Here is a 22,458-nt window from a genome sequence, read left to right on the forward strand (position 1 = left end):
ATATTTAACCTTTAAATCAGACTATGGAAGAGCATATTATTTATCTTAATAAAATAAGAAGAGAGATAATAGACGAACTCTCTCAGCATACTTTAGAGCAGTTATTGTATATCCCAGTTGGTTATAAAAATAATATTTTCTGGAACGCTGCACATGTTTTAGCTACCCAACAACTAATTCATTATTACCTTTCAGAAAATAAAATGTTAGTCGACATGGATTTTATACGTACTTACAAAAAAGGAACATTTGGGAATAGTGCGGCTACAGAACAAGATGTGAATGAATTGATGGAACTTTTAGAAAGTACACCAATGCAATTGTTCAAAGATTATCAAGGTGAAAAATTAGCGAGATACCGAACGTATCAAACTTCGATGGGAGTTGAATTAACTTGTGTTGAAGATGCAATAATGTATAACAACATACATGAAGCGATACATTTGGGATATATATTAAGTTTAAAAAAGAATATTCCATTTTAAAATAAAAAAGTCAAACCAATTGGTTTGACTTTTCTTTATTTTTAAATTTACCTGAAGTATATTTTTTTTAGTATTCTAAGAATCGTACTTTTTCTTCGACAGGTTTACGAACAGCAGCAGGTAATTCAACATCATATTTTCCCATATAGAAAACACCAACACATTTTTCACCTTCTTCCATCGTCGTAAATTCGTCAACGTTTGCAATTACATTTAATGGAGATGACCAATATGCTCCAATTTTTAAAGCAGCAGCCATTAACCACATATTTTGTACAGCCATAGCAGTAGCTGCCAATTCTTCCCACTCAGGATTTTTATAATCATTTACAAAATTGATTAAAACGATTTTGTTTGATTTATCACATTTCTCAATTAAGGCATTGATTTTACGATCGCTTAAATCTTCTGGCGGCGTTCCTTGCACATAAATACGTTTTACATATTCACGAAAACGATCTTTTGCTGGTCCTTCTAAAACAACAAAACGCCAAGGTTCTGTTTTTTTATGAGATGGTGCCCAATTTGCAGCTTCAAAGATTTGATTTAATTCTTCTTTCGTAATTTCTTCTTGATTATATTGAGGAGGAAATACTGATCTTCTTGATTGGATAAGATCTAATAATTCTGATGGATTCATTTTTGTAACAATTATATTTTTTATGCAACTAATAATGCAAATTTACATTTTTTAAAACCAATTATTTATAAAAAACGATGATAAGAACAATTGATCAATTTAAACTAGAAAAAGCTAAATCCGAAAAGGTAGATATTAAAATAGGAGATTATTTAAACCAATCATTTTCTATCTATGGGAAACATTGGCAAGAATTTTCATTGTTCGCTTTTGTATCTGGACTTATATATGTGCTATCTATAATTACAATTGTTGGTCCGTATTTAGTAATGTATCCATTGCAAATGGGTTACGGAAATGTTGTGGATAAAATTCAAAAAGGAGAAAATTTCGAATTCAATGACTTTTTTGTAGGGTTTAAAAAATGGACAAATTTTATTACATTTTTTTTAATAATGATTGCCATCGGATTATCTATTATGATTCCTTATTTTATAATACTTGGAGGATTCGGCATGTTAATGGAAGAAAATAATATTGCTGCACCAATTTTTGGATTATCCATGTTTATAATTTTTCCACTATTTATGATTATAACATTTGTATTAGCAGTTGTATTTTATCTAACACCTTATTTAATTTATCACGGAAATATGGGAGCAATAGATAGTATAAAAACATCAATCGCTATTGCAAAAAAGAATTTTTGGTACTTATTACTGTTCGTCTTATTGGTTTCAATTTTTTCTCAAATTGGAGTTTATGCTTGTTTTATCGGAATTTTAGCCTCAATGCCAATTGGGTGTATTATGGGTTATTTGATGATAAAAGATATGTTATTAAACGATGGAAATAATGAAATAGATTCTATTGGGCAATCACAAGAATTATAATATTTTTATAGAATGTTAACAACGCATTCGATTTTTGAACAAATGAATGAATTGGGAGCCGAAAAAGTTCCCTTTTTTTTTATGATTGATTTTTTGAAAGAACATGGTGAGGTAATTCCTTTAGTGAATTTACCTGAGGATATTCAATTTTCAATGCATGCTGAAAAGCAGGAATTTGCAAACAAAAATTTTTCATTTGATAAATATCCAATATCATTAGAAGAATATCAAAAACAGTTCAAATTAGTACATAACCATTTAAAATTTGGGAATTCTTATTTAACTAATTTAACGTGTGCTACACCAATTACTACAAATTTATCGTTAGAGGAAATCTATAAGTTTACAAAAGCAAAATATAAATTGAATTATAAAAATCAATTTGTTTGTTTTTCTCCAGAGATTTTTGTCAAAATTACAGAGGGAAAAATTTCGTCTTATCCAATGAAAGGCACGATAGACGCTTCGATTCCTAATGCGAAACAAATCATCTTAAACGATGAAAAAGAAGCGGCAGAACATGCAACAATTGTCGATTTAATTCGAAATGATTTAAGTTTAATTTCAAATAATGTTACCGTAAAAAATTATCGCTTTATTGACGAATTAATTACGAATGATAAAACGTTGTTACAAGTAAGTTCTGAAATTGAGGGCGATTTAAATGATGATTATTTATCACAAATCGGAACAATTTTCGATCAATTACTTCCAGCTGGATCAATTTGTGGTGCACCAAAAAAGAAAACGGTTGAAATAATACTTGAGGCAGAAAACTATAACCGTAATTTTTATACCGGTGTTTTCGGAGTTTTTGATGGATCAAATGTAGATTCTGCTGTAATGATTCGATTTATCGAATCAGAAAATAATCAATTAATTTTTAAAAGCGGTGGCGGAATTACCGCAAAAAGTGAATGCGAAAGCGAGTATAATGAAATGATTCAGAAAGTATATGTTCCAATTTATTGAAAGTATTTGTTGTCTTAATCGTGAATTAAGAAACATCGATTTACACCAAGAACGATTTGAGAAAACGCGTTCAGTGGTTTTTCCAGATGCGCCATTTATGAGTCTTATTGAAGCAATCGAGATTCCTCATGATTTGGATAATGGTAAATATAAAGTTCGAGTGATTTATGGAAAAGAAATTGAATCTATCGAATTTATTCCATACGAAATCAAAGAAATTGAAACAATTCAATTACATGAAATTGGGAACGAAATTACTTATGAATACAAATACGCCGATCGATGGTTTTTTGATGAATATATCAAAGAAACAGGTTGTGATGATTTAGTTTTGGTTCGTGCAAACTACATTACAGACGCAATTTATTCTAATTTAATATTTTTTAATGGAATCGAATGGCACACTCCAACTACAAGTTTATTGCAAGGAACAATGCGTGAAAGTTTGTTGCGCGAAGGTAAAATTGTTGAAAAAAACATTAAAACAAGAGATTTGAAAAACTACTATTCGTTTAAAAGAATCAATGCGATGATGAATTTTGATGAAGCACAAGTTTTCGATATCCAAATTTTATTAGATACTTTATAAATCTTTAATTGACTTTCGATATTTTTTTTCTTTCAATAATATGTAACAATCATAAATAAGCGTGATTAAAAAGCCAATCGTCAAACAAAAAATAAATAAAGCATAATTAAAAGTATTTTCATAAAAGACTTGATTTTCAATGTGAAATACTGGTTTAGATTTATTAAAGGATGCTCCTGAAGTAATAGAAATTAATACGATTAAAATATAAATTTTAAGTCTTAAATAGTTATTGTCTTTCATATAATAGTATTAATTCAAATTTATATAATTGTTCAATATAAACCAAAAAGCCCTTCATTTGAAGGGCTTTTTTAATTGATACATTTAGTCTTTTAGACCATTAAAAATATATTGTAAAATCGGGTTGATTTCCGGTTTTTCTAAATGTTGTTTAAATATTTTTGTGTAATACTTTGGCGGATTAATCATCTTACGATCAACCAACTCATTAATTGTATCCACGTATTCAACAGAAGTTTTACCAATTAGAAGATTATCTAATTGTTTACCTTCATCTACATAAGTTAAAATCGTTTTTAAACCTTTTAGGTATAATGCGTCTTTTGTAAAACCACCTCCACGATAAACACGAGTTGTTAAATAAAATGCATTTTCTGGTTGCATTTTATATTGCTCTAATAACGTTAAAAAAGTTTCGTTGAATGATTTTCCACTTGTCAACATATTAACAGCTAAAACGCGTAATCCTAATTCGCGTAAGCGATCATGATTAATAGAATCTGAATAATATTCAGATAAAATAGCTAATCCTTCTTGCGTTAAAGTATTTACAGGTAAACCAATCGAAAATATTTTCAGCGGTTGTTCTAAAGCATTCATTGTTGTAACCATATGTACCCCAATTTCGTGCTCAATTAAACCTTTTGTAAATCGTTTATCGAATTTTACGCCTTTTTTAATAATTACTTTTTTCTTCGAATTGATAACTAAAGCTTTGGATGCAATGTGATCAGAAACTTCAATATCAAACTCAAATCCGTAATCTTGTGTTGCGTTTTTAAATAATTCAACAACCTCATTCTCATTAAATTCTCCTTCTCTTTCCATACGGAATTCAGGACAATAAAGAACGAAATTCGCATTATCTACATCCTTTTTTGAAGGTTCACCAAAATAACGTAACGAATTGTATAAGAATTTATTTGTACCAAGATTTGCTAATAAATCAACCTTATCAAAATATGCATTTATCGTGTCGACATACATGTTTTGAATACTGATATCGTTGATTTTTTCAACATTAATACTCGATAATTTTCTCTTAAACTCGAACGGATTGATGTTTAAAGGATTGTATTTAAACTGAGGTTCGTATTTATAATTTGAAGCTAAGAATTTCTTCTTCTCAAACTCAAGATTTATCGGATTGATCACGCTTAATAATTCAAAATCTTTAACCAAACTATAAAGTTGTTTATCGATTTTGATTAAATCAGATTCTAATTCATTGTGTAAAATATTTACTTGTTTAGAAACTTTATAGGAAGTTTCATTTTTAATGAATTCGAAAGCGTGATTTAAAATTGCAGTTTTAAAACCTTCTTTTATTTGATTGATAACTTCAGGGAAAGATTCTCCAGTTAATTCATCACAATAAATTTTAGAAACTTCAGTCGCTAAAACCAATGTGTTTTTAAATTTCTCTGTAATGAAACCTAACAAATATCCACGACCATAAAAAACATCATTTACAGCTGTGTAATTATGAATATCACCAAGCTCAATTAAACTTAATTCATTTCTCCAATCCTCGACGTAATTTCCAAATTTTTCTTGGTCAATTTTCTCAGCACCAATGTTAAAAACAGGTACAGGACGATCCCAACGTTTCCAGTTATAGGAATGGATATCGTAAACGACACATTTTTTGAATTTTGATTCTAATTTCTGAATTAAAGCCTCTACAACTTCGTAAAATGCATGGTGTTTAGCTAAACTTCTTTGTTTTTGAGATTCACTTAATGGAGTTTCCCATACATTTTTTCCCCAAGCATCTTCGTAAATTGCAGTGTCTGGCGAACGATTTAAATCATATTCGAAACGAGAATCACAACCTTGAATTAATATTGGAAAATTACCAACAAACTCAGCGGTATGAGGATCTTCTTCATACCAACGTTCGTAGGTAGATAAACTACATTTTTCTAACACATCATCTCGCATTTGTCCACCATCGTGGATGGCAGCGCAGACATACGGGATATATTCATCAATTTTTATCTTGAATGATTCGTCTTCAGCATAAGCTTCAAAAACGACTTCATTTTCGATATTTTTGATGATTTGTTGTATTGTTAAAATTTTCATTTTTTGAATTCTTCGTACTTCTCTAAAAGCATAGAGATAATTTGTTTTTGTAAATCTTGATTTCCGTTTACATTATTGTGAGGTACAATTCCTCCAGGGCTTACAACATTTAATTCAACCATTTTACCGTTGATTAAATCGATTCCTGTAAAGTAAATTCCATCTTTAACTAATTTTTCACCCATTAGGCTACATAAATTAATTTCGTGATCAGTTAAATCGTGTTTTACAGCGGAACCTCCAGCAGAAATGTTTGATCTGTGATCTCCTTCGGCAGGTACACGCATAATTGCACCAATAGGAATTCCATTAATTACAATTGCACGAACGTCACCTTTTTCTGCACCTTCAATATAATTTTGACAAATAATTGGTTGAGGTTTACCGTCATGATTGATAAAGAAATCGGCGATCGAATTTAAGTTTCCGATTGTATTTTTATCAAAAAGAACAACACCTTTACCACCCATACCATCTAACGGTTTAATGATAAATCGTTCAAAATTATTTTCTTCCACAAATTGACGTATTAAATCTACATCACGAGTAATTAAAGTTTGTGGAACGATAGTTTCTTTACCATCATCAAAAGATGCGGCATAAATTTTATTATTTGCTTTGCGTAAACCAGAAGGTTTATTAACAAAGAAAACTTGATCTTCGATCATCTCTAACATATTTAATAAAAGTGGATCAACAGGTGGATCACTTCGCATAAATATCATATCAAAAGAGGTTAAATCTTTTACAGCTGTTTCAAATTGCATCGTGTGATAAAACTCAACGCAATCTTCCGTTTCAATAAAAATTAATTTATTGCATTTCCCTACAACTTTTCCTTTGCTGATAGAAATGTCTTTTGTTGTTAAATAAGATACTTCAAAACCACGATTAACGCATTCTTTTATTAGACGCATAGTGGTATCTTTTCCTGGTTCTACTTTGTCCCAAGGATACATTACGAAGCATATTTTCATATAATATAAACGGATTTTAATTTGTTGCAATAATAGACAAAAGTTTGATATAAAAAATTGCTGATAATAAATTTGGCAAAATATTTATAAACATTATTATAAATATAAGGAAATCAGATGTAATAGACCAAAATAAAAAGGTGATTGCTCTTTAATTTCTAAAGAAAACAATCACCTTTTAGGTAGTAAACTTATAAACTTTTTTATTTTAATCTTAATTTATTAATGGTATTCTGAACTTCAGGATCCTCAGCTTTTACTGAATAATATTTTGCAATATTACCTTCTTGATCTAAAACCAAATAACGTGGAATCCAATTCAAATCAATTGATGTAGCAAAATCATTTTTCCAATTATTTCCCATGTAATAATGATCGCCTTCTATCTGATATTTTTCAATTCCTTTTTTCCAAGCTTCTTCAGTTTTATCCATCGATAGGTAAACAAATTTAACATCAGGATTTGCAGCTTTCAATTCCTTTAATTTAGGAATAGCTGTAATACAATCGCCGCACCAAGTTGCCCACAAATCAAGCACTACAATATTACCCTTGTATTGGTTGATTACGTTTTCTAATGTTAATGAACTTCTTTCTGTATTTACAACTTTATCTTGTAAAGCTTTTTGTGTAAATTCTGTTTTAGAAACAGTAGGAATTTTTTGACCAAAAACGGCTAATCCTACCATCAAACTTAAAATGCTAAATATCTTTTTCATTTGCTTTAACTCATTCCTTTTTATCCAAAAGCTGTACCAAAATAACTGAAATTAATTAATTCATTTTAATTTTTCTATCTGAATTTTAAAAATTGTACCTTTGTTATATGCAGAAATATTTAATCATTGGATTGGGTAACATCGGTGTGAAATACGAAAATACTCGTCATAATATTGGATTTAAAGTTGTTGAGCGTATAGCTGATAAAGTAGGAGCAAAGTTTACTCCTTCAAATTTTGGAGAAGTTTGTCAATTCAAATTTAAAGGTCGTCCTGTTACGTTATTAAAGCCAAATACCTACATGAATTTGAGTGGAGATGCAGTAAAATATTGGATGAAGAAAGAAAATATTGCGATAGAAAATATTTTTGTAATTACGGATGATCTTAATTTACCTTTTGGCTCTATTCGTATGCGTTCAAAAGGAAGCGATGGTGGTCATAATGGTTTAAAAGACCTTCAGAATAAATTACAATCTCAGGCTTATCCAAGACTAAGATTTGGAGTTGGAAACGAATTCATGAAAGGGCAACAAGTTGATTATGTACTTGGAGAATGGTCAGCCGAAGAATTAGAAATAATGAATGAAAGATTAAATCATTCTGCAGACGCAGCGTTATCGTTTGTTTTTGCAGGTTTAAATAATACAATGAATCAATACAATGGGAAATAAAATTGTTTTATCAATCGCTTTAGTTGGAGGATTTTTATTTACATCTTGTCAAACTAATCAAGTAGAAAAAGTAACAACTACAGAAGAAATTCAACAAATAATTTCTTCTTTGAATAATGTTGATCTTGTAGATTTAACAGATCCGAACAATGTTTTAATTGATGTGCGTACGCCAGAAGAATTTGCTGAAGGACATGTACCTGGTGCAATTAATTTAAATGTAAAAGACGATAATTTCGGTAAGAAAGTATCTGAATTAGATTCTACTAAAAATTACTACATCTATTGTAGATCTGGTGTTAGAGCAAAATCTGCTGAAGCAATTATGTTAGAAAACAACTTGAAAAAAGTGCATACTTTTCAAGACGGAATGCTAACATACAAAGGCGAAACTGAAAAATAATGGAAGGTTTACGACCTGAATTTTTAAAAAAGATTGTTACTACAAAAATGCCTTTTGGCAAATACCAAGATCGTTTATTGTGTGATTTACCAATTTCTTATTTAGAGTGGTTTGTAGCGAAAGGTGGTTTTCCGCCTGGTAAATTAGGTCAGTTACTTTCTACAGTGTATGAAATAAAATTAAACGGTTTAGAAGATATTATATATCAACTAAAAAGAAATTATCAATAAAATATAAAAGGATTACTATTTGGTGATCCTTTTTTTGTAACTTGGTGTTACTAATATAATTACAGATGAGAAAACTATTATTTGCTTTTCTCTTTACTACCTTATGTCATTTTAACGTAAAAGCGCAAGAAACCTCCGAACTAAAAATCGGAATAGGAGATGCCATTACTTTTGAAATTCTTTCCGCGATGGAGAATATTTTTACTGGTCATGCAGGAGGAGTTGATACAAGTATGATTTTTCCTTATGTATTTGTTGATTATAGATTTCCTATATCGGAAAGGTCGAAAATAGGAATTCAAGCTGGTTATTATAATTATAATGGCACAATAAATCCTCATGGAAATGAGTTGAAAAGTTCAGCTTTTACATTACTTCCAGGAATCGATTATCGTTATTTACAAAAGAATAAGTTTAAAATGTACGGCAATGCAATGATAGGAGTTAGCTTTTTATCTTCTAAATATGATGGAGATAATCATTCGGATGTGATTTTTGCTTTTCAAGTAAATCCTTTGGGATTTTCATACGGTGAAAATACAGCTGTGTTTGCAGAGTTAGGAATTGGAATTTCTATTTTTAATGCAGGATTAAAATTTAAATTATAAAACAAAAAAGAGCTTCTATTGAAGCTCTTTTTTGTTTTATTTAATTTCCCACTCATAAAAATTAGCATCATCACGAAGTGCAAAACCTGAACTAGGATATAAATTATTTCCGATATTATTGGTTTTACTTGTTTCTAGAAGCATTCCACAAGCATTTGTTTGTTTACAAAGTTCTTTTGCTTGTTCTATTAACGCTTTTGAAAAGCCATTTCCTCGGTGTTCGCTATAAACAAATAGATCATTTAAAATCCAAAAACGTTTTAATCGAGTTGATGAAAATAAAGGATACAATTGTATAAATCCAGTAATTTTGTTTTTATCATTCACAGCACAATAGATAACCGATTCTTTATTCTGAATTCGTTCAGTTAAAAATTCTTTAGCTGCAGGTACATCTGAAGGTTTATCATAAAATTGTCGATACATGTCAAATAGCAAAGCAAGTTCATCAAGATGCTGTAAGTTGGCAGTTATAATCATTAATAGCTTATTTGTAAAGTCCAATTTTATCCAAATGTTCCCAAACTCCATTAGGTAACATCGGTTTTATGTTTTTATTTTCTTTAATTGCTGATCGAATAAATGTTGATGAAATTTCCATTAGTGGCGCTTCAACAATTTCTATATTATCTAAATTTTCATCTTGTACATATCCAGGTCTTGGGTAGACATAAATTGGATATTTTTCGATAATAATTTCGCTATTTTTCCATTTATGAAGTCCTTCAAGATTATCAGATCCCATAATCAAACAAAACTGGTTATTTGGATATTTTTCTTCTAAATGAATTAATGTATCGATTGTATAAGAAGGTTTAGGTAATCTAAATTCAATATCAGATGCACGTAAATTAGGATAATCTTTAATCGCAATTTCTACCATATCTAATCGGTCAAATTCATTTGCCAAAGAAGCTTTTTTCTTGAATGGATTTTGAGGAGAAATTACAAACCAAATTTGATCCAAATCGGTAAAATTTTGGAAATGATTTGCAATAATTAAATGACCAATATGGATTGGATTGAATGAACCAAAGTATAATCCTATTTTCATAATGATAGATTTTTTACAAACTTATTAACTTTTGTCAATAAAAGCGAAAACAGAATTAAAAAGTAATCAAAAAGGCTTTCAGAATGAAAGCCTTTTTGATTAAAATTTTTGTAATTCCTTATATAATTGATGTACGGGTAAACCTATTACATTAAAATAACTACCTTCAATTTTCTTCACTCCGATGTAACCAATCCATTCCTGTATTCCGTAAGCACCAGCTTTGTCGAAAGGTTTGAATTGATCGATGTAAAAATAAATTTCTTCATCAGATAAGTTAGCGAATGTTACCTTAGTTTCAGCTGTAAAAGTAACTTCTTTATCAACTGACTTTATCGTAACTGAAGTGTAAACAGAATGTGTATTATTACTTAAATTTTTTATCATTCTATAAGCATCTTCACGATTTTCAGGTTTTTCTAGCGATTCGTTATTTGCCCAAACGGTTGTATCAGATGTTATAATTATTTCGTTTGCTTTTAAATCTGAATATGCATTTGCTTTTTTGGCTGATAAATATTCTGTTATTTCGTTCGCTTTATAAATTTCACGGTTAAAAGATTCGTCAATATCTAAAGATAATGTTGAAAATTCTAAACCTAATCCTGCCAATAATTCGCGTCTACGTGGAGATTGAGAAGCTAAAATTATTTGCTTATCTTTTAATTTATCTTGTAACAACATTATACAGAAGGGATATATTGTGCATCTTCGTCATACCACAATCCTTGTACTTTTAGGATTTGTTCCAATAAATCTCGAACACAACCTTTTCCACCGTTTTCAGGAGAAATATATTCTGCCGCTTTACGAACATCCATACATGCATCATTAGGGCAAGTTGGTAAACCAGCTAATCCCATTACAGCTAAATCTGGATAATCATCACCCATGTAGGCAATTTCATCAGGATCTAATCCATAAGAAAAAATTAAGTCTTGGAAAGCATCAACCTTATCGTGAGCTCCCATATAAATATCAGTTAAACCTAAATATTTTAATCGATCTATTACAGCTTGATCTCTTCCGCCTGAAATTACCGCAATACGAATACCTTTTTTGATGGCCAGTTGTATAGCGTAACCATCTCTAGTATTCATTGTTCTAACCATTTCACCTGTTGGTAATAGGATTAAATTTCCGTCTGTTAAAACTCCATCTACATCAAGAATAACAGTTTTTATGTTATTCAATTTCTCCTTGTAACTAATCATTAGTCTTTGTATTCTCTTTTAATCGAGTCTGTTAATATTTGATAAATTTGTAATAATCGTGAATCATTTTTTAATAAATCTAAATGTCTATTCACAATTACATCATCGCCTCTACGAGCTGGTCCTGTTTGCGCATCATGCGGATTCATTTCTTCCACTTTGTTTGCAGTTTCAGAAATTAATGGAAGTAAAACGTCAAATGGTACATTGTTTTTCTCACAAAAATCACCTGCAATTTTATACATGTGATTCACAAAATTACTTGCCCAAACCCCACACATTTGTATTTCCATACGACTTGCGAAATCTAATTCGTACACATCATTTGAAATTCTTAAAGCAAATTCTTTTAAAGCTTGCGTGTCTTCAGGATTTTCAGCTTCTACAAAAAACGGAATTTCATCGTAACGTAATTTTTTAGCTTTTGTAAATGTTTGCAATGGGTATAAAACTCCTTTTCTATAATCACCTTTCAAAACCGAAATAGGTGACGAACCAGAAGTATGCACAACCAATACATCATCAAATGGAATGTAATGAGAAAATTCTTCAATACCACTATCAGCACAAGCAATGATGTATAAATCAGCTTTTTCTATTTCTGAAATTTTATCAGTGTAAGATACACGATTTGCTTCACCAATTTCTTTCGCATGTTCTAGTGTACGATTGAAAATTTGTCTAACATTAAAAGTGTTTTCTATTAAAGCACGAGTAAGGTGGAAAGCAACATTTCCAGCACCTAAAATTACAATTGAATTCAACTTAGATTTTTATCATTTAGATTCGAGATGTTATAAAATTAAGGTATTTATATGAAGTGAAAAAAAAAATGATTTTTTTTTCATTGGTTTTGTAACGTTTTTATTTTTTGTACGTCTAATAGGTAAAATGAGGTTAATAGTAGACATCTATTATGTAAAACAAAGTACCTTGTTTAAAATTAAACAACTAATAATAATATAAAATTACACGGATGAGAAAATATACGCTTTCAATTTTTATCGCTTTTTGTTCCGTCTTTAGTATGGCCCAAGAAGTTCAACCTGTAAAAGGACAGATTGTAAATGCTAAACAAGAAAAGTTAGCATTTGTATCAGTTACTTTAAATAGAGCTGAAGACAATTCTTATGTCGTAGATTTAACGACGGATGAAGAAGGTAACTTTAATTTTGAAGATGTAGCTGATGGTAAATATAAAGTTGTAATTACAGAATTTGGTTACTCGCAACACGAACAATTGATTGAAGTTGTAGATGGTGTTGTTAATATGGGAACAATTCAGTTATTAGAAAATAAAGCTGATCAAACGGTAGAGTTAAAAGGTGTATTTATCCGTAAAGAAACTTCACAATATCGTAATGAAATTGATAAGCGTGTGGTTGAAGTAGGAAATGATTTAGTGTCTGCTGGTACAGATGCAGCTTCAGTTCTTAATAATATTCCTTCAGTTAATGTAGATCAACAATCCGGAGCTTTAAGTTTACGCGGTAACGAAAATGTTCGTGTTTTTGTGGACGGAAAACCTTCGACACAATCGGCTGCGGATTTATTAAAACAAATTCCTTCAAATCAAATTCAGCGAATTGAGATTATCACAAATCCATCAGCGAAATATGAAGCAGACGGAAAATCAGGAATTATTAATATTATTTTAGTTAAAGGACAAAAGAAAGGTTACAATGTTGGTTTAACAACTGGATACGAACAAGGAAGAAAATCTCGTTTTAACTCGTCTATTAATTCAAATATTAATGTTGGAGATTTTAACTTTTTCGGAAATTTAAATTATTCAGATCGTCCAGCAATTCAAAACGGAATAATGAAAAATTTTGATCAAGAATTTGATCAAGAATTTCAAATCTTAAATAGAGGTAAAAATTTATCTTACAAATTAGGATTCGACTGGTTTATTAATGATAAAAATGCATTAACAATTTATACGAACCAATGGGACGGAAAATGGGATAGTAACATTAATACAAATGTGATAGATGCTGATGGGACAAGAAAAAATATTAATGAAATTTATTCTAAAAATTTAGGTTCAGATTATAGTTTAAATTATAAAAAAGACTTCGGGAAAGATGATCACAATATTGTTTTAGATGCTTTTTATTCTGAAAATAAACCGAAAGACAATAGAGATTATATCAACACTTATCCAGAAGACCAATTTTACACAGAGTATAGAGATAATAATACAAAAAATACACGTATTAATTTAGATTATACAAATCAAATTATAGACGGAGGTAAGATAGAAGCTGGAATCCAATTTAGAAATGAAAACACAAACAATGGATTAACTTCTACACAAGAAATTGATAATAACGGTACATTAATTAATCCAAATGTAAGCTTCGAATTTGATCGTAAATTTTATTCAGCTTATACAAACTACAAACATAAGTTTAACAAATTTGGAGCGCAAGTAGGATTACGTTTAGAAAATGTACAAGATAACGGAACTTGGGTTTCGCCAATTAGCAGTGGAGCAATAAAGAAAGATTATACAGATTTATTTCCTTCAGCATTCTTAACATACGATTTAACAGAAAAATCTCAGCTTTCGTTTAACTATAGCCGTCGTATCGACCGACCAGGATTATTTCAATTAACGCCTGTTCCACAGTTTACAACTGCGATGATGACGAGTCAAGGAAATCCAGATCTTAATCCAGAATATACAAATTCTTTTGAGTTAGGATATTTAAAACAATTAGAAAAAGGATCTATTTCTGGTAACGTGTTTTACCGTAGAGTAACAGATAATATTGTACAAGGTTTTGAAATTGATCCAGAAATGGACAACAGAATTATCCAATACAATATGAATTATGACAAAGTAGATAATTTCGGAGTAGAAGCTAGCGTGAATTATAAAGTTTCTAAATGGATGAGTGTTTTCTTGGCAGGAGATTTTACATCGTCTGAAATGCAAAACGTAAGTACAGAATCTTTAACATCAACAGGAAGTTCTACAGTAGGAAAAATTACAGCAAATGTATTGTCTTTACGAATGAACAATAATTTTAACCTAACAAAGAATTTGACATTACAACAATTCGGATTCTTTAGAGGTCGTACTAAATTCTTACAAGGAGAAATGTTAGAAATGTGGAGTATGAATCTTGGTTTACGTTATACGTTTATGGAAGGAAAAGCAGCTTTATCTGCTCGTGTAAATGATGTGTTCAATACAATGCGTGCAAGAGTTAATATGAATAATCCTTTTGATGGAGAAGCACGTTTCAAATGGGAATCGCAAACATTCTATTTAGGATTTAACTACAATTTTGGTGGTAAAGTAAAAACAAGAGCAGAAGTGCAACAAAACCAAACTCAACAAGGAGGTGGAATTAGTGCACAATAAAATATAACATCCCTCAAGCTAATTTTTTAATGTGAAAAAAGGGTCCAGTTTAAATACTGAACCCTTTTTTATATGGATAAAATTATATTTATTTTTTTCCGAAAAATCGATTTAAGACAACAGCAATTGCACCATCACCAGTAACATTACCTGCAGTACCAAAACTATCCATTGCAATATATAAAGCAATCATTAACGCTTGATTTTCTGGACTGAATCCAAACATTGAAGCAATAATTCCAATCGCAGCCATAATTGCGCCTCCAGGAACACCTGGTGCAGCAACCATAGCAACACCTAACATCAACATAAATCCTAAAAATTGCATAAAATCAATTGGCATTCCTTGGATTAACATTAAAGCTAAACAACACATTACAATTTTTATCATAGATCCTGATAAATGAATTGTTGCGTTTAAAGGAATTGCAAAATTTGCAATATCATCATCAACTCCATTTTTTTTAGTTTGTGCTAATGTTACAGGAATTGTAGCGGCAGAAGATTGTGTTCCTAAAGCTGTAAAATAAGCAGGTAACATATTTTTTAATAGAGTGATTGGATTCTTTTTCGCAATAATACCAGCTACAATAAATTGTATTAAAAGCAATACTGCGTGAAGTACGAAAATAACGACAATAATTTTTAAGAATACATTTAAGATTACCATTACTTGTCCAGAATAAGTCATATTCAAGAAAATTCCGAAAATGAATATTGGTAATAATGGAATGATAACAGTTTGAATTAAGAATGTTATGATAGATTCAAAATCATCAGCGAACTTCTCGAAAGTTGAATTTTTAAGTTTAGATAATCCAATTCCAAAAAGGAATGAAAATACTAATGCAGGCATCACGTCAAAAAACGGAGGAAATTCAATTTCAAAATAAGGTTTTAACTCTTTTGCATTTTCACCTAAACTTATTTGTCCAGTTTGGCTTTCTAATAAACTAGGAAAAATTGTCATTGCAGATGTGTAACCTAACAATCCAGAAAAAATTGTAGAACCGTAAGCGATCAGCACTGTTGTTAATAATAATTTTCCTGCTGTTTGTCCTAATTTTCCAATGGACGGAACAATAAGACCTACGATGATTAATGGAATTAAAAAGTTTAATAATTCGCTAAATAAATCATTGAAAGTAAGGAAGATTCTACCAATACTTTCTGGAATAAAATTACCTATTACAATTCCTAATATAATTGCAATAATAACCTGTAATAATAAGTTTTTTTTGAGTTTGTTCATAAGCGAATTTAAAAATATTTTGATTAAAAAAAGCGATATAGTAAAATCTATATCGCTTGGATTATTTAAATTTTGAAAATTATTTTTTTGGTAATCTAATTAATCGCGCAGAATCATTTGCATAAGCTTTTGAATTACCAACGCGTTTGTAAGCAAATTTAGTTGCTAATCTTGTGTTTTCTGCTGATACATTATTTAAGAAATCTCCTTTAGAATTCATTCGATCTACGATGTCAAAAACTGTATCAAAACCTAATTGCTCTGCACGTTTAGGTAAATAACAATATACATCTGCAAAATCTTTCAGAATACTTTTCGTTTCTTCGTTTCTAGTATTCATGATGTGACTTGTGCTATAAACGAACCCAAATTCGCGGAAAGCATCAATATTAGCCGCATTATTTGTATCGTAAATATCGTATACATCAACCGATTTAATTCCAAACGCTTTGATGTAATCTTTGTTAAATGTTTTTAATCGATCCAAATATTGTTTTCCTAAAGCATCGTTATCACCAACCATAATTGTAATAATAGGAGTAAAATAATTTACGTCTCCAACTTTATCGTTTGGTTGTACAATTTTAGACGCATCGTTTACAATAACAACATTTGCTTTTAAAGATTTTTCAAGTGATTTTTTTGTGTAATTTGATAAATCTTGATGATCTGAATCTGTTAATAAATAGATTTGTTCTCCAGCAAAAGTCTTAGAAACTTCTTCGATAATCTGATCAGCTAAAACTTCTTCGCGAGGATTTGCAATTAACAAATTCTCGTAATTATTTAATTCTTCATTTGTAGCGTACGGAGAAACAATTCCGATACCAGAACCTTTTAAGAAATCTGCAACTTCGATAACGGCACCTGATTTAATGGGTCCGATAATCGCATCTGTTTTAGATAAATCTTGCGCTGCTAAAATTGATTGGATATCATTTTCGTCTTTGGTATCAATTACTTTAACATTAATATTTTTACCAGCTTTAGTTAAACGATTTAACGCAACTTTAGCTCCAGTAAAAAATTGCATTGCTTGGTTATTCTTTAACGACACCGCATTATCCGCATTGAAAGGTAACATCAAAACAATGTTAATTTCGTTATCGTTGGCACGTTTTACTTTTCCAGCTTCAGCAAATTTTACAATTTTAGCATTGTTTTCTAATGGTAATTTAAGAACCATACCAGTTTTTAAGCCATTGATAACTTCTGGATTTAAGGCAATTAATTCATCAATATCAGTGTTGTACTTTTTGATGATGTTGTATGCTGTATCGCCAGATTGTACTGTATAATTAATCGTGTTATTTTCTATAACTACACGTCCAGATTTTTTTGGAATGTTAAGAACCATTCCATTTTTTAATCCTTCCGTTTGTAATTGAGGATTTTCAGCATAAAAATCGTCTACAGAAACATTAAATTTTTTAGATAAACTATATAAAGTTTCTCCTTTTTCCACAACATATCCATTATCTGGATTTACAACTTCTTTTGGCTTAGATGGAGTTGTAACTGTTGGAATCGAAGTTGTTTTTTTAGGAATACGAATTACATCTCCAACCTTTAATCCGTTTTCAAGTTGTTTAGGATTTAAAGATTTTAAAGTCGCTTCAGTAACATCATATTTACGAGTAATTTGATAGATACTTTCTTTCGGCTGAATCGTTAAATAGATGAATTGATCGTCTTCGTAATTTGTAGTCTGAGTTGCAGTTTGTTCATTATTTTTAGATGATGCAGGGCCAGGAATAATGATTAAATCACCAATCTGTAATCCATTTTTCTCGATTGTTGGATTAGCTTTATATAATTCTTCTTGGGTTACACCATATTTTTTAGAGATTCCATAGACAGTTTCTTTTTGTTCAACTTTGTGTGTTTTTTGTTGAGCAAATAATACTGTTGAACCAATAAAAAGCAATAACGATACTATTTTTTTCATTTAAATGAATTTACGGTATAAATATAAGAATAACTTTACTTAAATATCTTCGGCTAATGTATTTATGATAAAGTTAAACTCAAATGGTTTAATATTTTGATAGATCGATTCGATAAAAAGTTTAATATCTACATAATCGAAATCCGAAAAATGACGCACACGTTCTTGTAAGCCATTGTTTTGTGTTAAATCTTCTAATAATAGATCTATTCTATTTTGATACTCTTCTTGTTTCTTAATTTCAGCTTTTACCAATCTTTTTTCAAGCTTTTCAAAGCCTTTAATTTGCTTTGTTCTTTGAGCCTGAACCATGTTGGCAAAACTAACATCAGTTTTAGTCGATAAATTTTCTAATTTCTTGAATAAATCTTCTAATTGATTTTTTAAATCTGGAAGTTCTTCAATTAATTTAGAATTTTGTTCAACGTTTTCTTTTATGATGTTGCGTCCTGATCGAAACAAATCTTCATCCTTCAAATTTAAAGCCAATTGTTTTTCAACTTGTTTATTTGTTCGAATTAACATCGAATTTCTTAAAACTAACAATGGAAAATCAACTTCATAAGCATCAAACATTGTTTTTAATTCTAACCAATAAACTAATTCGCCACCACCACCAATGTAAGCGACATTTGGTAAAATCGTTTCTTGATACAATGGTCTAATAATTACATTAGGACTAAATTTTTCAGGGTATGTATTTAATTCTTCAAGAATTTCTGCTTTCGTAAAAGAAATTGAAGTGTTTAAAACATGAAATTTACCATTTTCAAAAACTATTCTTTCCCTTGATAAAGGATTAGCTATATAAAATAAATTAATTTCACGCGGATTTACTTGTGCATGAACATCTAATTTAGCTAATTTTTCAATTTGTGGAATGACGTGCTGAAAAGCTAAATTTTCTATGATTTCTTTTTCAAAAACAGGAATCATAGTTTGCTTTAAAATTTTATCATCTCCATCAATCATGATTAAACCTAAATCACCAAACAGAGTTTGAACTAATTTTCTTGTTGCTTCTGTTAATGTTGTAGAAGTTAAATATGAAGCTTCAATTATTTGTTTTATTTGTTCTTTTTTCTTTCCGTTTGGGATTAAACTAAGGTATGAATTAAAAACTTCATCTAACCCTTCTGTTAATAATTGTCCGACAGGGCCACCGTGTTCTTTGTTCCAATGAATGATACGATCTTTGTAATGAAAATGATTAATTTCTTCAAAATCGTGATCTTCAGTTGCCATCCAAAAAACAGGTACAAAATTAATTTTGTCTTGCTTTTTATTTAATTCTTTACACTGTTTAATGACTTGTAAAATTTTATAAAAAAAGAAAATTGGTCCAGTGAAAAGATTTAATTGATGACCAGTTGTTATAGTAACTGTATTATTTTGAGATAAAAGTTCTAAGTTTTTCTTTTGCTTTTTCGATAAACTTAAATCTTTTAATTGTTGATCTAATTGTTGAACTAATATTGTACGATGTTGATAAGTTTCTAGTTTATCTTGTGCTTGTATAATATAGTTTTCAAAAGATGGAAATCGATTATAAAATTGTTTTAAATCTTCCTTTTCGTCGATGTAATTTAACATCAAAGAAGAAAAATAATTCGAATCTTTTAAACTTATAGTTTTCGTATCCATTAGTTTTTATTTATAGTTTGATAAACCTCAATAGCTCTATCTGTTGCAAAGATATCAACTCCTTGCGATTCTAATTCTTGATATATGTTATTTCCTCTTGCTTCAGCACTTTTATCAATATTTCCTAAGGTTCCGAAAATTACCATAATATTTTGTTCATGGATTTTATCGTGTAATGATTTCGGGGAACGACGAGTACCTGTAAAAGCAATCATTTTATCAGTTGGTATTCCACTGTTCATCATTTCTTCAAACTCACGATCATTTCGCATAGAAACTGAAAGTAACATTTCTGGAGCTAAACGATTTAATTTTTTTGCTTGTCCTACTGAATAAGAAACTAAAACAACTTGATTTTGCATAGAATTAGATCTAATTTCATCAATTAACATTTTATAATCAACATCTTTTTTAATATCAACCATAAAATAGATAGGTTTATCTTTTCCCCAGCTTAATGCTTCTGAAAAAGTTGGAATTTTAAATGTTGTTTTGTTCTTGAAATCATCAACCAAAAAGTATTCCTTAATTTGAGCTAAAGTTACTTGATTTACATCTTGTCTTCCTGTAGAAGTGCGCTGTAAACTATTGTCGTGCATCAATATTAGTTGATTATCCTTCGTTTTAGCTACATCAATCTCGAAAATTTGAATTCCTTTTTCATATAGAAATTGCATTGTTTCAATCGCATTTTCAGGATAATTTTCAATACCGCTACCTCCACGATGTGCACTAACTAAATTTTTTTGCTTTTGATTATAACGAAAATTTAATTCAGTTTGGTTTGATACTTGCTTTATATTTTTTGCTTCATTATTTGGATTACAGTTCCAAAAAAGCAATAAAATGAAAGATAAAGTGTAGAAATGTTTAAATTTTAACTTATTTAAAAACATATTTTTGAAGATGTTATTTTTAGTTATACCTTTATTAAAGTGTAAATTTAAAGTGAAATTATCAACTTAAGCAAAAAGTAAAATGGGATTAAGAAGTTTAATAAAGAAAATTTTAAGAAGAGCAGAAGTAGTTACTGATAGAGAAGCAGATCGTTTTGAATTAGTATCAGAAAAATTATCTGCTACTGGTTCTGTTATAGCAGAAGATACTAAAGAATTTGCAAAGAAAACATTTGATAATTTAAAAGTAGCTGCAAATGATATTAAAGAAGTTTCGAACGAAGCAACGAAAGACATCAGAGCTAAAGTGAAAGAAGATTATAATGATGTAAAAGAAATTGCAGAAAAAAGAATGCATGAAACAAGAGACATTGTACAAGAAAAATTAAATACCACTAAGGATAAAATTGAACAAACTGTTGACAACGTAGAAGAAAAAATTGAAGAGGTAAAACAGGATGTAAAAACTGAAGTGAATAAAAATAATCCGTAATTTTTAACAAATAAAAGTAAAAACTGTTCATTTTTATTAAAAAATGAACAGTTTTTATTTTTATGGATTAATTTTTGCTTGTTATTTTGCAGATTTTGATTGAAGTTTATATGCATGTATGAAGACTAAAGAATATACTAATTTAGAAACCAAACCTACCTTCTCTAAAAATATAATAATTCTTTTGCTTTCTATTGCTCTATTAGGTACTATTGGATACATTTTGTATGAAAAAAAGAGACATGATAGAGAATTAGGATCAGGCGCTGATACGATTGATGATTTGGAACGTTCGCGAGAAGTTTTGAAACAAGAATTACGTATCGCAAGAGCAGAATATGATACTGCAAAAGTTGCTATTGTAAATAAAGATGCAGACATGCAGGAAAAAGATCGTCAGATTTTTGAAAAACAAAAGCAAATTCAGAACATTTTAAACAACGAAGAAATTTCAAAAGAAGATATTCGTAAAGCAAAACGTTTAATAGCTTCACTAAAAACTGAACTTGGTGAATATAGAAAACAAATTGAAGTTCTTACACAACAAAATAAACGTTTACAATCTAAAAACGAAGAGCTTACAAATCAAAACGAATTAGTTGTTGAAAAAAATAAAGCCATCGAAGAAGACTTATCAACTGTAACTAAAGAAAAAGAAGCTCAACGTGCGAATGTAAATTCAACATTAGCAATTTCTAATTACACATTAACTGGTCTTCGAGTTAAAAGTTCTGGTAAAGAAATTGAAACTGAAAAAGCGAGTCGTATTAACAAATTGCGTGTAACTTTTGAAGTGGATCCTAACCAAAACGCAGTACAAGAAAATAAAGAATTGTTTATTGCTATTTATAAACCAGACGGTGAATTAGGACGTTTTGAAGGTGCAAATTCAGGAAATATTCCTTTACGCTCAGGTAAAACGGTAGACTATTCTGATAGGGTTGTTTTTAAGTTTGATCCAAAGAATGGAAATAAAATTAATTTTGATTGGAAAGATTATAATTTCCCAAAAGGTGAATATAAAATCGATATTTATCAAAATGGTTTTAAAATCGCACAGAATAAAATTTCATTAAAATAATTTAAAGTATAAATAAAAAAGGGTTCTCGTTTTCGAGAA

At 29.6% G+C, this 22,458-nt stretch carries 25 protein-coding genes; 11 read left to right on the forward strand and 14 right to left on the reverse strand.

Annotated features, from left to right (window positions below):
- The first annotated feature begins 23 nt into the window (after window positions 1-23).
- Window positions 24-485 (forward strand): DinB family protein, encoded by a 462-nt coding sequence (locus J9309_RS06350; protein ID WP_230477735.1) that lies wholly within the window; start codon window positions 24-26, stop codon window positions 483-485.
- Between the two features lie 67 nt (window positions 486-552).
- Here the strand turns inward: J9309_RS06350 and J9309_RS06355 are convergent, their stop codons facing one another.
- A complete protein-coding gene (locus J9309_RS06355) occupies window positions 553-1,125 on the reverse strand; it encodes a nitroreductase family protein (RefSeq protein WP_230477737.1) in 573 nt (190 codons plus the stop codon).
- 77 nt (window positions 1,126-1,202) lie between these two features.
- Here J9309_RS06355 and J9309_RS06360 point away from each other — a divergent pair, with 77 nt between their 5' ends.
- Genes J9309_RS06360 through J9309_RS06370 form a run of 3 tightly spaced genes read left to right on the forward strand, consistent with a single transcriptional unit; the run spans window position 1,203 to window position 3,519 of the window.
- Complete coding sequence (locus tag J9309_RS06360; RefSeq protein WP_230477739.1) at window positions 1,203-1,958, forward strand: DUF2189 domain-containing protein; 756 nt, start codon at window positions 1,203-1,205, stop codon at window positions 1,956-1,958.
- Between the two features lie 12 nt (window positions 1,959-1,970).
- The gene (locus tag J9309_RS06365) at window positions 1,971-2,930 is read left to right on the forward strand and encodes an aminodeoxychorismate synthase component I (RefSeq protein ID WP_230477745.1); all 960 of its coding nucleotides are present in this window, start codon (window positions 1,971-1,973) and stop codon (window positions 2,928-2,930) included.
- Window positions 2,914-3,519 carry an aminotransferase class IV gene (locus J9309_RS06370; protein ID WP_230477747.1) on the forward strand — a complete coding sequence of 202 codons (606 nt, stop codon included), beginning with the start codon at window positions 2,914-2,916 and terminating at the stop codon, window positions 3,517-3,519. The genes J9309_RS06365 and J9309_RS06370 overlap by 17 nt, the downstream gene beginning before the upstream one ends.
- Here J9309_RS06370 and J9309_RS06375 read toward each other — a convergent pair.
- From J9309_RS06375 to J9309_RS06390, 4 genes are all read right to left on the reverse strand, one after another.
- On the reverse strand, window positions 3,514-3,762 hold the full coding sequence (locus J9309_RS06375; RefSeq protein WP_230477749.1) for a hypothetical protein: 249 nt from the start codon (window positions 3,760-3,762) through the stop codon (window positions 3,514-3,516). The genes J9309_RS06370 and J9309_RS06375 overlap by 6 nt on opposite strands.
- A gap of 84 nt (window positions 3,763-3,846) precedes the next feature.
- Window positions 3,847-5,850, reverse strand: coding sequence for a flavohemoglobin expression-modulating QEGLA motif protein (locus tag J9309_RS06380; protein WP_230477751.1), 2,004 nt, complete (start codon window positions 5,848-5,850; stop codon window positions 3,847-3,849).
- Entirely contained in the window at window positions 5,847-6,827 is a 981-nt protein-coding gene (gshB, locus tag J9309_RS06385; RefSeq protein WP_230477752.1) for a glutathione synthase, read from the reverse strand. Before gshB ends, J9309_RS06380 begins: the two co-directional genes overlap by 4 nt.
- Window positions 6,828-7,030: 203 nt before the next feature.
- Complete coding sequence (locus tag J9309_RS06390; protein WP_230477754.1) at window positions 7,031-7,546, reverse strand: TlpA family protein disulfide reductase; 516 nt, start codon at window positions 7,544-7,546, stop codon at window positions 7,031-7,033.
- Window positions 7,547-7,653: 107 nt separating this feature from the next.
- On the opposite strand from J9309_RS06390, the gene pth reads away from it, so the two are divergent.
- From pth to J9309_RS06410, 4 genes are all read left to right on the forward strand, one after another.
- Window positions 7,654-8,220, forward strand: a complete 567-nt coding sequence (gene pth, locus J9309_RS06395; RefSeq protein ID WP_230477756.1) for an aminoacyl-tRNA hydrolase — start codon at window positions 7,654-7,656, stop codon at window positions 8,218-8,220.
- Window positions 8,210-8,623, forward strand: a complete 414-nt coding sequence (locus J9309_RS06400; RefSeq protein WP_230477757.1) for a rhodanese-like domain-containing protein — start codon at window positions 8,210-8,212, stop codon at window positions 8,621-8,623. The genes pth and J9309_RS06400 overlap by 11 nt, the downstream gene beginning before the upstream one ends.
- Window positions 8,623-8,853, forward strand: a complete 231-nt coding sequence (locus tag J9309_RS06405; RefSeq protein ID WP_230477758.1) for a DUF3820 family protein — start codon at window positions 8,623-8,625, stop codon at window positions 8,851-8,853. The genes J9309_RS06400 and J9309_RS06405 overlap by 1 nt, the downstream gene beginning before the upstream one ends.
- A gap of 65 nt (window positions 8,854-8,918) precedes the next feature.
- On the forward strand, window positions 8,919-9,461 hold the full coding sequence (locus tag J9309_RS06410; RefSeq protein ID WP_230477759.1) for a hypothetical protein: 543 nt from the start codon (window positions 8,919-8,921) through the stop codon (window positions 9,459-9,461).
- Between the two features lie 36 nt (window positions 9,462-9,497).
- Here J9309_RS06410 and J9309_RS06415 read toward each other — a convergent pair whose 3' ends face one another.
- From J9309_RS06415 to J9309_RS06435, 5 genes are all read right to left on the reverse strand, one after another.
- Window positions 9,498-9,941 carry a GNAT family N-acetyltransferase gene (locus tag J9309_RS06415; RefSeq protein ID WP_230477760.1) on the reverse strand — a complete coding sequence of 148 codons (444 nt, stop codon included), beginning with the start codon at window positions 9,939-9,941 and terminating at the stop codon, window positions 9,498-9,500.
- A gap of 7 nt (window positions 9,942-9,948) precedes the next feature.
- Entirely contained in the window at window positions 9,949-10,515 is a 567-nt protein-coding gene (gene nadD, locus J9309_RS06420; protein ID WP_230477761.1) for a nicotinate (nicotinamide) nucleotide adenylyltransferase, read from the reverse strand.
- A 99-nt stretch (window positions 10,516-10,614) separates the two neighbouring features.
- Window positions 10,615-11,199, reverse strand: a complete 585-nt coding sequence (locus J9309_RS06425; RefSeq protein ID WP_230477762.1) for a Maf family nucleotide pyrophosphatase — start codon at window positions 11,197-11,199, stop codon at window positions 10,615-10,617.
- Entirely contained in the window at window positions 11,199-11,729 is a 531-nt protein-coding gene (locus J9309_RS06430) for a KdsC family phosphatase (RefSeq protein WP_230477763.1), read from the reverse strand. The genes J9309_RS06425 and J9309_RS06430 overlap by 1 nt, the downstream gene beginning before the upstream one ends.
- On the reverse strand, window positions 11,729-12,493 hold the full coding sequence (locus J9309_RS06435) for a Rossmann-like and DUF2520 domain-containing protein (protein ID WP_230477764.1): 765 nt from the start codon (window positions 12,491-12,493) through the stop codon (window positions 11,729-11,731). The genes J9309_RS06430 and J9309_RS06435 overlap by 1 nt, the downstream gene beginning before the upstream one ends.
- A gap of 263 nt (window positions 12,494-12,756) precedes the next feature.
- Here J9309_RS06435 and J9309_RS06440 point away from each other — a divergent pair, with 263 nt between their 5' ends.
- On the forward strand, window positions 12,757-15,105 hold the full coding sequence (locus tag J9309_RS06440; protein WP_230477765.1) for a TonB dependent receptor: 2,349 nt from the start codon (window positions 12,757-12,759) through the stop codon (window positions 15,103-15,105).
- 88 nt (window positions 15,106-15,193) lie between these two features.
- On the opposite strand, the gene J9309_RS06445 is transcribed toward J9309_RS06440, so the two are convergent.
- The 4 genes from J9309_RS06445 to J9309_RS06460 all read right to left on the reverse strand — a co-directional run bounded on the left by J9309_RS06445 (window position 15,194) and on the right by J9309_RS06460 (window position 20,845).
- The gene (locus J9309_RS06445) at window positions 15,194-16,357 is read right to left on the reverse strand and encodes a dicarboxylate/amino acid:cation symporter (RefSeq protein ID WP_230477766.1); all 1,164 of its coding nucleotides are present in this window, start codon (window positions 16,355-16,357) and stop codon (window positions 15,194-15,196) included.
- 79 nt (window positions 16,358-16,436) lie between these two features.
- Window positions 16,437-18,305, reverse strand: a complete 1,869-nt coding sequence (locus J9309_RS06450) for a LysM peptidoglycan-binding domain-containing protein (RefSeq protein ID WP_230477767.1) — start codon at window positions 18,303-18,305, stop codon at window positions 16,437-16,439.
- Between the two features lie 39 nt (window positions 18,306-18,344).
- Entirely contained in the window at window positions 18,345-19,949 is a 1,605-nt protein-coding gene (gene bshC, locus J9309_RS06455; RefSeq protein WP_230477768.1) for a bacillithiol biosynthesis cysteine-adding enzyme BshC, read from the reverse strand.
- Window positions 19,949-20,845 (reverse strand): glycerophosphodiester phosphodiesterase family protein, encoded by an 897-nt coding sequence (locus J9309_RS06460; protein WP_230477769.1) that lies wholly within the window; start codon window positions 20,843-20,845, stop codon window positions 19,949-19,951. The genes bshC and J9309_RS06460 overlap by 1 nt, the downstream gene beginning before the upstream one ends.
- An 82-nt stretch (window positions 20,846-20,927) precedes the next feature.
- Here J9309_RS06460 and J9309_RS06465 point away from each other — a divergent pair, with 82 nt between their 5' ends.
- Together J9309_RS06465 and J9309_RS06470 are read left to right on the forward strand one after the other, a co-directional pair.
- On the forward strand, window positions 20,928-21,338 hold the full coding sequence (locus J9309_RS06465; protein WP_230477770.1) for a hypothetical protein: 411 nt from the start codon (window positions 20,928-20,930) through the stop codon (window positions 21,336-21,338).
- Between the two features lie 118 nt (window positions 21,339-21,456).
- The gene (locus J9309_RS06470) at window positions 21,457-22,419 is read left to right on the forward strand and encodes a coiled-coil domain-containing protein (protein ID WP_230477771.1); all 963 of its coding nucleotides are present in this window, start codon (window positions 21,457-21,459) and stop codon (window positions 22,417-22,419) included.
- Window positions 22,420-22,458: the final 39 nt, after the last annotated feature.

Source organism: Faecalibacter bovis, assembly GCF_017948305.1.
In the GTDB taxonomy this organism is placed as follows: domain Bacteria; phylum Bacteroidota; class Bacteroidia; order Flavobacteriales; family Weeksellaceae; genus Empedobacter; species Empedobacter bovis.

Bases quoted from the DNA above. Each gene is read 5' to 3' on its own strand.
- J9309_RS06350 (WP_230477735.1), top strand. From the start codon at position 24: ATGGAAGAGCATATTATTTATCTTAATAAAATAAGAAGAGAGATAATA.
- J9309_RS06355 (WP_230477737.1), bottom strand. From the start codon at position 1,125: ATGAATCCATCAGAATTATTAGATCTTATCCAATCAAGAAGATCAGTA.
- J9309_RS06360 (WP_230477739.1), top strand. From the start codon at position 1,203: ATGATAAGAACAATTGATCAATTTAAACTAGAAAAAGCTAAATCCGAA.
- J9309_RS06365 (WP_230477745.1), top strand. From the start codon at position 1,971: ATGTTAACAACGCATTCGATTTTTGAACAAATGAATGAATTGGGAGCC.
- J9309_RS06370 (WP_230477747.1), top strand. From the start codon at position 2,914: ATGTTCCAATTTATTGAAAGTATTTGTTGTCTTAATCGTGAATTAAGA.
- J9309_RS06375 (WP_230477749.1), bottom strand. From the start codon at position 3,762: ATGAAAGACAATAACTATTTAAGACTTAAAATTTATATTTTAATCGTA.
- J9309_RS06380 (WP_230477751.1), bottom strand. From the start codon at position 5,850: ATGAAAATTTTAACAATACAACAAATCATCAAAAATATCGAAAATGAA.
- gshB (WP_230477752.1), bottom strand. From the start codon at position 6,827: ATGAAAATATGCTTCGTAATGTATCCTTGGGACAAAGTAGAACCAGGA.
- J9309_RS06390 (WP_230477754.1), bottom strand. From the start codon at position 7,546: ATGAAAAAGATATTTAGCATTTTAAGTTTGATGGTAGGATTAGCCGTT.
- pth (WP_230477756.1), top strand. From the start codon at position 7,654: ATGCAGAAATATTTAATCATTGGATTGGGTAACATCGGTGTGAAATAC.
- J9309_RS06400 (WP_230477757.1), top strand. From the start codon at position 8,210: ATGGGAAATAAAATTGTTTTATCAATCGCTTTAGTTGGAGGATTTTTA.
- J9309_RS06405 (WP_230477758.1), top strand. From the start codon at position 8,623: ATGGAAGGTTTACGACCTGAATTTTTAAAAAAGATTGTTACTACAAAA.
- J9309_RS06410 (WP_230477759.1), top strand. From the start codon at position 8,919: ATGAGAAAACTATTATTTGCTTTTCTCTTTACTACCTTATGTCATTTT.
- J9309_RS06415 (WP_230477760.1), bottom strand. From the start codon at position 9,941: ATGATTATAACTGCCAACTTACAGCATCTTGATGAACTTGCTTTGCTA.
- nadD (WP_230477761.1), bottom strand. From the start codon at position 10,515: ATGAAAATAGGATTATACTTTGGTTCATTCAATCCAATCCATATTGGT.
- J9309_RS06425 (WP_230477762.1), bottom strand. From the start codon at position 11,199: ATGTTGTTACAAGATAAATTAAAAGATAAGCAAATAATTTTAGCTTCT.
- J9309_RS06430 (WP_230477763.1), bottom strand. From the start codon at position 11,729: ATGATTAGTTACAAGGAGAAATTGAATAACATAAAAACTGTTATTCTT.
- J9309_RS06440 (WP_230477765.1), top strand. From the start codon at position 12,757: ATGGCCCAAGAAGTTCAACCTGTAAAAGGACAGATTGTAAATGCTAAA.
- J9309_RS06445 (WP_230477766.1), bottom strand. From the start codon at position 16,357: ATGAACAAACTCAAAAAAAACTTATTATTACAGGTTATTATTGCAATT.
- J9309_RS06450 (WP_230477767.1), bottom strand. From the start codon at position 18,305: ATGAAAAAAATAGTATCGTTATTGCTTTTTATTGGTTCAACAGTATTA.
- bshC (WP_230477768.1), bottom strand. From the start codon at position 19,949: ATGGATACGAAAACTATAAGTTTAAAAGATTCGAATTATTTTTCTTCT.
- J9309_RS06460 (WP_230477769.1), bottom strand. From the start codon at position 20,845: ATGTTTTTAAATAAGTTAAAATTTAAACATTTCTACACTTTATCTTTC.
- J9309_RS06465 (WP_230477770.1), top strand. From the start codon at position 20,928: ATGGGATTAAGAAGTTTAATAAAGAAAATTTTAAGAAGAGCAGAAGTA.
- J9309_RS06470 (WP_230477771.1), top strand. From the start codon at position 21,457: ATGAAGACTAAAGAATATACTAATTTAGAAACCAAACCTACCTTCTCT.